The sequence below is a fragment of the Runella defluvii genome (assembly GCF_014195535.1).
GTDB lineage: Bacteria > Bacteroidota > Bacteroidia > Cytophagales > Spirosomataceae > Runella > Runella defluvii.
On record NZ_JACIBY010000008.1, the window covers coordinates 124,537 to 138,825 of the forward strand.

The 14,289-nt window shown below is 45.6% G+C and carries 2 protein-coding genes; both read left to right on the forward strand.

Going from position 1 to position 14,289, the window contains the following annotated elements; genetic code table 11:
* Positions 1-57 precede the first annotated feature (57 nt).
* The gene (locus tag FHS57_RS18885; protein WP_183976419.1) at positions 58-11,157 is read left to right on the forward strand and encodes a Calx-beta domain-containing protein; all 11,100 of its coding nucleotides are present in this window, start codon (positions 58-60) and stop codon (positions 11,155-11,157) included.
* 102 nt (positions 11,158-11,259) lie between these two features.
* Positions 11,260-14,280, forward strand: a complete 3,021-nt coding sequence (locus FHS57_RS18890; protein ID WP_183976421.1) for a two-component regulator propeller domain-containing protein — start codon at positions 11,260-11,262, stop codon at positions 14,278-14,280.
* Positions 14,281-14,289: the final 9 nt, after the last annotated feature.

Here is a 14,289-nt window from a genome sequence, read left to right on the forward strand (position 1 = left end):
GTTACTTTTGAATAATTTATTGTACTATTTTACTCAGTTCTGAAAAACTACTACGTTATGAAAATCTCTACTCCCATCGCGGTGAGCTTAGTGCTCAGTGTACTGATTCAACTTTTCTCCCTTCCAGAAGACAATTATCAGCTAAAACCTGTTGTGTCTCCCAATGAAAAATTGGACAAAGGAAACCCAGTTGCGAATGCCAATGCAAAGCGAAAGGTGTTGCCACTCAGTCCTTTGGCGCCACCGCCGAATGAGACCAACCTAGCTACCCAAGTGAAAACGTGGTGGTTGGCACCTTCTGTTTCTGCTTTAAAAACGGTAGCCCAAGTAGGAACCGACAACGGCACTTCGGGGCCAACGCCAGGCGATGTGCTAGAATATACCATTACTATTACCAATTCATCTACAGTAGATGATGCCACGGGCGTAAAATTTACCGATACCATTGACCCCAATACAACATTGGTTCCTGGTTCGCTTAAAACAGCGCCTATTGCCGTGAATGATGCCTATTCTACCGTAGGGAACGTATCTATCGACGTGCCCGTAGGAAGCGGTCTCTTAGCGAATGACGTAAACCTTGACGGTGATGCCATTACAGTCAGCGGAGTTGATGTAACAGGCACCGAAGGAACCGTAACTTTTAATCCTAACGGCAGTTTTACCTTTAATCCCAACCCAGGATATGAGGGCACTACTACCTTCAAATATACAGTAACGGATGGCACATTTAGTTCAACGGGTACGGTACGAATAACCGTAACGGGAATGATTTGGTTTATAAATTCAAGTGCAGGTAGCGGAGGCGATGGACGTCTTGGTACGCCTTTTAATAATATGAACTCCTTCAATGGCACGTCATTGGATGGAGTGGGCGATAATATCTTTGTTTACTCGGGTTCTTATAATAACACTACCAGTACTCTACTGTTGGGACAACAAAAGTTGATTGGGCAAGGGGCAACAACTGGTACGCTGGCCACCTTAGCTGGGGTCACTTTTTCGGTTCATCCGCCAGTTGGCAATCCTATCCCTTCAACTGGAGGTGCGCGTCCAACAATCGTACAGAATGCTAACACCGTGAATATGCAGTCGCAGAACCAAGTGCGAGGAGTAAACATCATTAATACAGGTAGCACGTCATTGCAAGGTAATGCTTTTGGCACTGCTTTGGTACGCGATGTGAGCATCACCAATTCGGGAGGCCCTGGGGTTAGTTTTAACAATGGGTCGCTTGATGTTATCCTTGAGAGTGTGTCGGCCTCTAATGCGTCCAACGGTATTTTCTTACAAAGTACAACGGGGAGTTTTCAGATTACAGGTACGAGCACAACAGATGCCTCAGGGGGGACTTTAACCAATATTTCTGGGCGTGGGATTGAAATACGTAACGCAACAAACATCACGTTAAAAAACATGAGTCTTCCTTCTGCTAACACTACAAGTGATGGAGGATTTAGCGGACAATGCGATGAAGACAATGTAAATGCCTGTTTTGCTGCTCTTTATATGAATGTGGCATCGACGGTAAGCCTTGAAAATATTGATATTGGGGGAACTGAAGAACATGGTATCGTGGGTATTTCAGTGTCCAATCTTACCATTAATAATTGTACTGCGATAAATAATGGTAATTCGGATGAAGAAAATGCCTTGAAATTCCGAAACTTATCGGGGACTTGTTCCATCACAAATTCGACATTTCAGAATTCAGCGTGCCGTATTTGTCACATCAAAAACACAACAGGTAATTTGAATTTAACTGTTAATAACTGTACACTCAATAACACGGCGTCATCTCCAGTAGGAGCAGACTGCTTTGAAATGCGTACTCAAAGCTCGGCCACAGCGACAGTTGCGTTGACCAATAGTAGCTTCCAAAGGGCCAGAAGTAAAGGCGTGCAAGTATTTGCCGAAGGCAACTCTACCATGAACTTTAATATAACAGGGTGTAGTGTGCAGCGTTTTGGCGGGGCTATGGCGGGTATTGAAGTAGGTTCAAATGGAGCGGCGGCAATAATGAACTACAATATCAACAACAATTCGGTTATTGAATCTAGTGGTGAAGTATCGGTGTTATCATCTACATTTCTAGGTTCAGATTTGAATGGACGTACTAACAATAACACAAGCATTACTAATAATAGCTCCACTGCTAACATATTTTCCACACTTCGGGTTTTACATGAAAATAATGGCCAAGCCATTGTCGAGTTTAAAAATAATCCTAATGTTGTTTCATCTAATACGGATATTCCTGTTGATTTGATAGCTGCGAGTGGAACGAATGCAAATGCTCGTTTGGATGTAACCTTGGACAATAATGCAATCACTAATTCAATTAATACAGTTGCAGGGTTAGAGGGAATTGTACTGAGAGCTGGAGATACTCCTTCAGGACCAGATATAAATACACTTTGTGCCCATGTCTTGAATAATACGTTGAATTTACCAGCTGGTTATGAACGTGCATTTCGCGTGCGGCATTTAGATGCGACTTTTATGAATCTTCAAGGGTCAGGGCCTACTACAACGGCTACTTGGTCCAGTAAAGGAAATACCACTAACAATGGTACTACGAATAGTTATGGACCTAATACAGGCATCACATTTACAAGTGTTTGCCTTACCCCATCTCACTCACCTGCCCGCATCGCCGCGGAAATACTTGCAAAAGAGGAACCCAAACAGGAGGTTGTCGAAGTAGCCCAAGTGGTAGAAGCACCAAAACAAGAAATTGATAACCAAGCTACGGCTGCCACGGCCGAAAATATCCAAGCAGCCCTCGACGAAGCAGCACGCAAGGGGGTGGTTTTGGCGGGTGAAACCGTGACCGTTGGTGATCCAAGTGGTTTTTTACTTCCTGCGGATCGGGTGTTTACCATTAAGTTTCAGGTCTCCATCAATGCGTCACTTCCTGCAGGCGTTTGCCAAATATCAAACCAAGGAACGGTGACGGGAAGTAATATCAGCAATGTACTCACCGATGATGTGGCTGGAGGAGCGATTAATCCTACCGTAATCCAGTTGATGAAACATTCGTTGGGAAATTTGGTGTTTAGAGATAACAACAAAAATGGTGTTTTTAATGGAGGCACCGATGCAGGAATTGATGGTGTATTGGTAAACCTGTACCGCGATAATGGTAATGGCACTTTAGATGCGGGGGATACCTTTGTCATTAACACAACCACCGCAGGAGGAGGTTTATACTTATTCAGTAATTTGTGTTCGGGAGATTACATCGTTCAAATTCCCTCTACTGAATTTGGCACGGGTAAACCACTCAATGGTCTAATTTCTAGCCCAGGTGGGACTGCCCCTAATCCTAACTTAGATGCAGACAATGACGACAATGGCCAAGATGCCATCAATGGTTCAATCGCCAGTCAAGCCATTACCTTGGCGTATGATGTTAGTGACGTAGAAAACAATACCACGCTTGATTTTGGCTTTAGAACCCCGACGCTTGTTTCAATCAATGATATAATGCCCAATGAAGGCAACGGCGGTGGCACCACTACGTTCACTTTTACCGTAACGAGGGACAATACTGATGAAGCCTTTAGCTTGGCCGTAAATACTAACAATGTGACGGCCAACAATAGTGACCTTACTCCCATTTCGGGCGGAACAGTGAACTTTACCACGGGTGGAAGCTTCACTGCTACGGTTTCGGTTACTGTGAATGCGGATGATATTGTAGAATTGAATGAAACCTTTGAGGTTGTGCTTTCGGGCGCACCTTATGGAATAATACTTACTAAAGCCACTGGGCTAGGAACAATTACCAACGACGACCAAGCGGTACTGAGTATTAATAGTGTCTCAAATTCTGAAGGAAATTCGGGTACGCAAATCTATTCTTTCACCATTACTTCCGATAAGGCCGTAGATGTACCCTTCACGGTCAATGCTGCAACGGCAAATGTTACAGCCTTAGCGGGTTCGGACTATGTTTCAAATAGTGGGGTTATCAGCTTCACTGGTATCGCTGGAGAAACTCATACTTTCAATGTCACAGTTAATGGCGATGTGTTGGTGGAGACTACCGAAGCCTTTAATGTATCTTTAAGCGGAGTAAATGTAAATTCCCGTAATGTCATCGTTTCGGGTTCATCGGGTACAGGAACTGGTACCATCACCAACGATGATAACTCCCAGATGATCATCAACGATGTATCAGTCAATGAAGGAAATGTTGGGAATACCAATTTAGTGTTTACGGTTACATTGGACAATCCCGTGAGTACTACCGTTTCTGCCAATTATGCTACCGCCCCACAAACAGCCACTGCTGGAACAGACTATACCACTACCAGCGGTACTGTTACGTTTAATGCAGGTGAAACTTCTAAAACGATTACTGTTCCTGTCATTGGGGATGTCATTGGCGAAGCGAACGAAACCTTCTTTGTGAACCTTACAAACTTGGTCGTAAGTGGCGGGTTATCAAGTTCAGTAAGCATTACGGATGCCCAAGGACTTGGTACTATTCTGGACGACGACCTTCAGTTTTCTATTAATGACGTGACTGTAAATGAGGGCAATACGGGTTTAACAAACTTTACCTTTACGGTTTCTCGAACCAGTACAGCCACGGCCGAAACGATTAACTACGCAACGGCGGACAATACTGCAACTACTGCCGATAATGACTACACAAGTACAAGTGGTACATTGAGTTTTGCCATTGGAGAATCCGAAAAGACAATTACGGTGACGGTCAACGGAGATACTAAAGTGGAAGGTAATGAAACATTCTTTGTCAATCTTACAGCGCCAAGCAATGGGGCTATTTCTGATGGGCAAGGACTGGGAACGATTACAAACGATGATTTTGCTTCTTTGACGTTAAGTAGCCCTGCTGCCCAAAACGAAGGAACTGCGGGTACGGTGTCTTATCTTTTCAATGTGACGTTAGATAAAAACATGGCTTCAGGTTTTACCGTTAACTACTCGACCAACAATGTTACGGCCACTACTGCTGATAATGACTATGATGATAATGATGGTACATTAACATTTACTGGAACTGCGGGAGAAACGCGTACAATTACTGTGCTCGCCAGAGGAGACACGAAAGTAGAATTGGATGAGACATTTACGGTAACTATCAATTCGGTTACGGGGCCATTGTCTTCTTCTATCAATGTACCTAGTCCATCTCAAACGGCTACCATTCTCAACGACGATCAGGCCACGGTATCACTGGCAGGAAACGTAAGCCAAAGCGAGGCAACTACGCCGCAAACATTTACTGTGAACTTGAGTAATCCTGTGGATGTGGCTGTTACGTTAAATTTTGCGACAACGGATGGGACAGCAACAACAGGTGACTATACGTCAGTCAATCAAACGGTAACATTCCCAGCGGGTACGACAACGGCCCAAACGGTAGATGTGGCCATTTCAAACGATAACATAGTAGAAATCGATGAGAATTACAACGTTGCCCTGAGTGCATTATCGGCGTCGGGCCGAGATGTAACGTTTGGTCCTAAAACAACGGGTACGGGAACAATTACTAATAATGACAACACCACGATTACCCTAAGCGGTGGCATTGCTCAGAATGAAGGAAATACAGGAACAACCTCCTATGTATTTACGGTATCATCAACCAATGCTGTACAAGGAGGTTTTAGCGTCAACTACACTACCAATGATGGTACAGCCACCCTTGCCGATAATGATTATACAGACAATGATGGGGTATTGATTTTTACGGGAACTGCGGGGGAAAGCCATCAATTTACGGTACTGGTGAATGGAGATCTAAAAGTCGAAAACAATGAAGAATTCACTGCTACTATTAACTTCGTTATAGCCACTCCAATTTCTTCTAGTGCGTTTGTGTTGACAGGCAGTCCTCAAACGGGTACGATCAACAACGATGAATTGGATTGGGGTGATGCACCTACCGCCGCTCAAAGTGGCTTCGCAAGTTCGTACCCAACTACCCTTGCTAACAGCGGCGCACGCCACAAGTTGGCACCGGGAGGCGTATTTTTAGGTGCAACCGTAAGTGCAGATTTGGACGGGCAACCCACATTGACGGCCAATGGCGATGCTACTGGAGACGATGGCGTCATTTTACCAAGTGCCTTTATTATCAATACCACAGGAAGTGTGACCGTGACGGCATCGGCAGTTTCTAAATTAGACGCGTGGATTGACTTCAACCGTGATGGTGATTGGGATGATGCGAATGAGAAAGTGGCTAATGGGTTTGACTTGGTAGTGGGCAATAACACTGTCCCTGTCATTGTACCAGCCGCTAGTTTAGGGACATCCTACGCTCGTTTCCGTGTGAGTACCTCAGGTGGTTTGTCGCCCACGGGAGAGGCTACCGACGGAGAAGTAGAAGATTACCAAGTAACTATCTTGAACAACCAGTTTGCCATCACGAGCCCTTCCGTGACGGAAGGAAATACTGGTACGACCAACTTAACGTACACCATTAGCCGAACCACCAACTCAACAGCATCTTCAGTAGCTTATGAGATTACTGGCGGAACGGCCACGTCAGGCAGTGACTATGTAGCCCTTGCTTTAGGAACGGTTAATTTTCTAGCTGGAGGGGCACTTACGCAAGACATCACTGTGGTGGTGAACGGGGATGTGATAGTGGAAAACAATGAGACTGTCATTGTTACGCTTTCAAACCCTACCAATGGAGCCATCAGCACGGGCACTGGAACGGGCACCATCAATAACGACGACGCCGCGACGCTTACGTTGTCAGGGGGAGTGGCTAAAAACGAAGGAAACAGCGGCAACACGGCATATACCTTTACAGCTACCTTGTCGGCAGCCGTTCAAGGAGGTTTCCAAGTAGCCTATGCCACAGGAAATGGTACCGCAACAGTGGGAACAGATTATACTGACAATGATGGTAGCTTGACGTTTACTGGAACCGCTGGCGAAACTCAGACATGGACGGTAAATGTGCTAGGAGATAATTTGGTAGAAGCCAACGAAACGTTTGAAGCCTCTTTAGGGGCAATTACGTTGACCAGTGCTATCCAATTAGCCGCTATTATGCCAGGTGGTAGCCCTCAAACGGCCACCATCACCAACGACGATCAGGCTATAGTATCGTTGGCAGGAAACGTAAGCCAAAGCGAAGCAACCACGCCACAAACATTTACGGTAACTATGAGTAATCCTGTGGATATAGATGTAACCGTAAATTTTGCAACCTCGAATGGCGCTGCAACCACTGCCGACAATGACTACACCGCGGTGAACCAAACGGTGACCTTCCTCGCGGGTACTACCACGGCACAAACCGTGGACGTAGCCATTACGAATGATAATAAAGTAGAAGCCAACGAGGTTTACAACGTGACATTGAGCAGTTTGTCGGCGCCAAGTCGAAATGTGATTTTGGGTACTGCAACGGGGACAGGTACCATTAGCAATGATGATGCTTCAACGGTAACGTTGACAGGAACAATCGCAAAAGCAGAAGGAAATACAGGAACGGTAGATTATACCTTTACGGCTACATTAACAAACCCAGTTCAAGGAGGTTTTACGGTGGCTTATACGACCAGCGATGGCACAGCGACGATTGCTGATAATGACTATACTGACAACGATGGTAGTTTAACATTTACGGGCACGGCAAACGAGACTAAAACTATCACGGTTCAAGCCAAAGGTGATTTGAAAATTGAAGATAATGAACTCTTCACGGTCGCATTGGGAACGATTTCAGGCGCACCAGCGGGTGTTACCGTAGGAGGTACTGCGCAAACGGGTACTATAGAAAACGATGAATTGGATTGGGGCGATGCACCTGATACGTACAAAACGTTGTCGGCCAGCAATGGCCCGCGCCACGCCAACGCCCCAGGAGGAATTCATTTGGGATTGACGGTAGATGCGGATTTAGATGGACAACCCAACGCAACCGCAACAGGCGATGGCACTGACGATGATGGCGTTACGTTGCCTTCCGTATTGGTATTGAATACCACTGCGAGCGTGACGGTCAAAGCTTCAGCCGCAGGAAAGCTGGATGCTTGGGTTGATTTTGATAACAATGGCACGTTTGATAGTGGCGAAAAAGTGTTTGACAATATTGCCGTGAATTCGGGAGATAACCTCTTGACCTTCCCCGTACCTTCAGGAGCTACGCCAAGCAATAGCTTTGCCCGTTTCCGTATCAGCTCCACGGGTGGCCTAAGTCCCGAAGGTTTGGCCACCGACGGAGAAGTAGAAGATTATGCCATTCAAATTGTAAATACCCAATTCTCAATCAATGACGTAACCATCACAGAAGGAAACAGTGGTACGACAAACCTGACGTTTACCATAACTCGTACGGTCAATGCCAATGCGTGTTCCGTGAAATATGGTATTACGGGAGGTACTGCTGCATCAGGTACAGACTATCAAATGTTTGCGGATGGTACGGCTTCCTTTACGGCAGGTGGTGCATTTTCGCAAACCATCACGGTGGTCTTGAACGGAGACAACACGGTTGAGCTAGATGAAACAATCTTAATGACGTTAAGTGACCCCATAAATGCAGCGATTTTGGATGGCTCGGGCACGGGTACCATTACCAATGATGATGCCAGTGTATTGACTGTTTCAAGTCCATCGGTATTTGAAGGAAGTACAGGAACAACGACTATGACGTTTAACTTGAACCTTTCTAATCCTTCCGATGCGGCAGCCGTTGTAAATTATGCAACAGTGGACGGCACGGCCACCATAGCCGACAATGATTACGTAAGTACGTCAGGCACGCTAACATTTGCGGCTGGTGAAACCTCGAAAACAGTAACGGTAACGATAAACGGAGATTGTAAAGACGAAGTTAACGAAACCCTTTTGCTACGTTTGAGCAGTCTCGCTGCCAACGGCCGCAACGTAAGTTTGAGCGGCGGCGGAGCTACTTTAGACGGTACAGGCACCATCGTAAATACACCTTTGCCAACGGCGACGATCGCGGGGACAACGACGGTATGTCTCACGGGAACAGCGCCAATGGTGACTTTTACGGGGGCAAATGGTACATCGCCTTATACCTTCAATTACCAAATCAACGGCACACCTCAAACGGCATTGGTTTCAACGGGGAATACTTCAACGACGACAGCTCCAACGAGCGTTCCTGGCATTTACACCTACACATTGGTGAGTGTGAGTGACGCCAACGGATGTAGTTCGACTATTGGAAGTTCGGTGACGGTAACGGTACAGGGGAAACCAGAAATTGCCCTCAATGCCCAACAACAAACACTCAATGAAGGAAATACGCGTACGCTTTGCGACATTGACAGTAACCCAGTGAATGCTTTACAGTTCAATGTTACGGGCCTGTGTGTCGTTGGGAATCCCGTTTGGCGGGTGCAAGTGGGGAATGGCACATGGGGCGCGTGGTCGAGCAGTGCACCCACTTCTCAGCCGTCTGATAACCAATTCTACCGCTATCAAGCGGCTTGCGATGCGAGTTGCCCAACAACCTATACAGGAATTATTACATTGACAATCAATTACCGAGCATCGATTCCACAAAATGTGTCTTTGGTATCCGATGGCGTTACAGTGGCGGCGGGTGAATCGAAAGTACTCTGTGACTTGCCTGGAACAACTATTACCTTCAATGCCACTTGTGCTGCTGGAGAAATCATTTTGTATTCGGTTGATGGAGGCGATTATTCAACAATTGCACCGAGTCAGTTGGTCGATGGTCTTGTTCATAATTACCGCGTTCGTTGTCGTAAAGCCGACGGAACGCCGTCGTGTATTGAAACGGAATCGGCTCCGATGAGTTTGAGAACTGTAACAACCTTAGCAACGCCTGTTGTGAGCCTAAATCCAACCAGTAGCTGCGGTGGTTCTGTACCGATGACGAGCATATCAAGCTGTGTTGGAACCACAACAATATGGTTCAATGCAACGACCAACGCGGCTTTGGGAAGTTTGCCTGCGATGAGCCCTACAACAACGACATCTTATTATGCGCGTTGTCAGACAGATGCAGGTTGTTTGAGTGAGAAGAGCAATGTCGTGACATTCACAGTAGCGCCAGTGAACACAGCCCCAGCGGTGTCGGTTTCAAACACCATCGTTTGTACGGGTACGTCTGTGACGGTTTCGGCCAATTGTCCAGCAGGTAGTAAAGCATTCTGGAATACTGGAGTGAACGAAAATAGTTTCCAAGTGGCGTTTAGTAATGCAACACAGCAAAGCTACTGGGCAAAGTGTATTTTTACCGACGGTTGCCAAAGTGCCGAAAGTGTTCGTATGACGGTGATTTGGAAAGCTTTTGAGTTAACCCTCATTAATATTGGCCAAACTAAATCGGGCATAAAAGCCGCCAACGACAAGTCACTTTGGACGAGTCAATTTATCACCCGTGATGGTGGCCCAGAGTTGGAATTTAGCACCCAAACCAACCCAACGCTGTACCACGTAGAAAATGTAAACAAGACTGCACCACGTTTCTGGACCATCCACGCAGACGTATGTGATTTGGGAACTGAAGGCTCGTTGACGTTCGACATGTTGGCTACTCCTGAGGTAGGCGTGCCACGTTCGTTCAATACCCACGAAAACAATGCGCCTTATTTCATGTACGCCAACCGTGAAGGTTGGACGGAGTTGTACGCCCAAAACCACCCTGCCTACGGTTTCTACGAAGACAATGGCGCTGGAGGCAATACGTACGATACAGGCTTACCAAAAGGGTTGTATAAGTTGGGGGTTCGCTATTGGGACCAAAAAGGCTGGGGTAGTATTTATCCTTCAACCCGCAAACCTCAAGGTAATGTACTTACTTACCAAGAGTACTGGTTCAGAATCCAATCGAGAGATGGAGTAGGTGTAGGAGGAGTGAGGACGGCTGGTTCGGACAACGGACCACAGATAACCGATAACGCCTCTTTTGCAACGGTTATGCCAAACCCAGTTTCAAAAATCCTCCGTCTCAAAGTAGCCAATAGCAAAGGCAAAGAGGTGAAAGCGACGTTGATGGATGGCACTGGCCGTACGGTACAAAACCGATTGTTTGTGGCAGAAACCAATGCACATCAAGAGGAGTTTGACGTAAATGACTTGCCAAGCGGAATGTACCTTTTGAAAGTAGCAACTTCGGAAAAACAAGCTACCTTGAAAGTGGTAAAAGTAGAATAATCGCATTGAAACAATTTTTTCAAAAGGCTGTTTCCATTTCGGAGGCAGCCTTTTGTCGTTTACGGATGTTCGTAGTACCTTTCGCTTTTGATTCTTGACCCAATGCTCCGAAGTTCAATCTTTCTTTTATTGGTAGGTTTTCTGCAAACGGCGTTAGCGCAATCAAACTTTGAACAGTTCGATTACCTGACCATCACTGAGGGATTGCCACACAATACCGTATTTTGTCTAACCCAAGACCAGCAGGGTTTTATTTGGGCGGGGACCAAAGATGGGTTGGTGCGGTTCGATGGGTATGAGTGTCGGGTTTTTCGGCAGTCGGGGAGTGGTATGTCTTCGTTTCAAGGAAAAAGTGTTCATGCGATTCTGGAAGACTCCAAGGGAAATCTCTGGGTAGGGACGCAAACGGAAGGGCTTAATTTACGGGAAGTCAACACGGGTGAGTTCAGAAATTTGAGCAATGAGTTGCCATTTAAACCTTTGGCAAAAAAGTGGATTAAGCACCTGTTTGAAGACCGACAAGGCCGCATTTGGATTGGCACAATTGGGGCGGGCGTATGGTGCTATGAGCCTAAAATAAAGAAAATGAGGCATTTTGATGCGTCAAATTCGCCGCTTGCCTTCAATGAAGTAGCAAACATTAGCCAAGATAGCCAAGGCCGCATTTGGATAGCTACTAGCGGAAAAGGTATCTACTATTTTGACGAAAAACGGATTCACCCACTCCATGCTAATGGAAAAAATGATACCGATTTTGAGAGTTTTGGAAAAGTGTTTTTCAACGATAAACAGGGTAATTTGTGGGTAGGAACGCAGGGGTCTGGTTTGTATAAAATTGCCAAAGCGACCTTAGAGATTCGTCGATACGCTATGCCCGAGGGGCTTTCTTCTAACAATGTCATGGGTATTGCTCAGGCTACCAACGGCGAACTGCTTTTGGCGACGGATGGTGGGGGATTAAATATTTTTGACCCTAAAACCGAGACGTTTTCGTCGGTTCAGTACGGAAAAACGCAAGGAAAATTAAACTCAAACGCTTTGCTGAATATCCTCGTTGACCGCGATGCAAACGTATGGATTGGGACGTTTAATGGGGGAATCAACGTCTATAAAGCGCACAAAACGCGTTTTGAAACGCTTACGCAAACGGGTAGTAGAAAGGGAGAACTGAGCCATCGCTCGGTTTTGAGTATTTGCGAGGCTAAAAATGGCCAGATATACATCGGTACCGACGGAGGTGGGCTCAATAGGTTTGATAATCGTTTGAAGACTTTTTCTCCCATTCCTAACCAGCCCGTTGGCTACGGAAGCGTGGTAAAAACTATTTTTGAAGACTCCCGTCAACGTTTATGGTTGGGGTATTTTGAGAATGGTTTGAGCTACTTTGAACCCAAAACGCAACGTTTTAAACATTTTCGGTTTAACCCAGCTGACCGCACTACCATCGGAGGAAATAACGTATGGACAATGACGGAAGACCGTTCGGGGAAGTTGTGGGTGGGGGTTTTGGGAGGAGGTTTGGCTAGATTGGATGATATTGAACAGGGGAAGTTTACCCGTTTCAACCATCACCCTAAAGACACTCATAGCCTTTCGAGTGATGATATCATGGTGATTTTTGCGGATAAAAATGACCAAATTTGGGTAGGGACTGATACCAAAGGGCTAAATATTTTTGACACAAAAACGGCGAAATGCCAACGGTTTCAGTACGAAAGAGAGAACCCTAAAAGCGTATCTGCCAACGATATTCGGTGTATTTTTCAGGATTCTAAAGGACGGCTTTGGATTGGTACCGAAAGCGGTGGATTAAATCTTTGGCTTGGCAATGGGCAATTTCGACATTTTACGGAGCAACAAGGCTTGATTTCTAATGCCGTCATGGGCATTGTGGAAGACAAAGAGGGGTATTTATGGGTAAGTACGTTTCGGGGTGTCAGTCGTTTTGAGGTTGACTCGAACCAATGGCTTAACTTTGACTTTACCAAAAACTCTTACCTGACTTCTAATCAATTTAACCAAGCAACGGGTTTACGAAGCGACAATGGAGTACTTTATTTTGGAGGTATCAACGGACTGACATTGATTCGCCCCGAAGAAGTGCGGTATTTGAAAAAAACGCCTGAATTGGTCTTGACGGACTTTAAACTTTTTAACCAATCCGTTCCAACAGGAAAGCTACCAGATGGTCGCATCGTTTTGAATAAATCGTTAGAGCACGCCTCCAATGTAGAGTTGTCGTATGCCGATAACGTATTTTCGATTGGGTTCGCCGCCCTAGATTTTACCGACCCACTCAAAAATCAGTATGCTTTTCAAATGGTGGGTTTTGACCGTGAGTGGCGAATGACGAACAGCGACCAACGACTCGTTACCTATACAAACTTAGAGCCTGATACCTACGTGTTTAGGGTGAAAGGAGCCAATAATAATGGCGTTTGGAGCAAGGAAAAAACGCTGACCATTGTCATTACTCCTCCTTTTTGGCAAACGTGGTGGTTTAAGCTAGTCATGGGGTTGCTGACGTTGGCCTTGGCTAGGTTGATTTTACAAATTTATACCTCGCGCCGCGAAATGGCATTAAAACAAAAAGTGCTGGAATCGGATCGTGCCATTTTAACCCTGACCAACGAAAATTTAGCGGCCGAACAGGCCATTTTGTACTTGCAAAACGAAAAATTAGAAACCGAAATACAGTCAAAAAATACGGAGCTAATGGCAACGGCGGTGCAAATGGCGCATAAAAATGAAATCCTTATCAGCATCGTTGAGCAACTGGAAGATATTCGGAACATCGAAGAAACAGAAAAAATCAAACGCCTCAAGAGTCTTAAAAAGACGATTGAAACCGAAATTGAAGGAGAGCGAAGTTGGGAGCAGTTTACCTTGTATTTCGATGAAGTCAATCAAAATTTTACCACCGAACTTCTAAAAAAACACCCATCGCTTACCCAGAATGACCTCCGAATGTGCGCACTTACGCGCCTAAATATGACCAATAAGGAATTGGCCGCTATCCTAAATATATCGGTAACTGGGGTGGAAAAAAGTCGTTACCGACTTAAAAAACGGTTAGACTTAACTCCGAAAGACGACCTAGCAGCTTATTTGAGAGGGTTCTAACAACCCAAA

Bases quoted from the DNA above. Each gene is read 5' to 3' on its own strand.
- FHS57_RS18885 (WP_183976419.1), top strand. From the start codon at position 58: ATGAAAATCTCTACTCCCATCGCGGTGAGCTTAGTGCTCAGTGTACTG.
- FHS57_RS18890 (WP_183976421.1), top strand. From the start codon at position 11,260: ATGCTCCGAAGTTCAATCTTTCTTTTATTGGTAGGTTTTCTGCAAACG.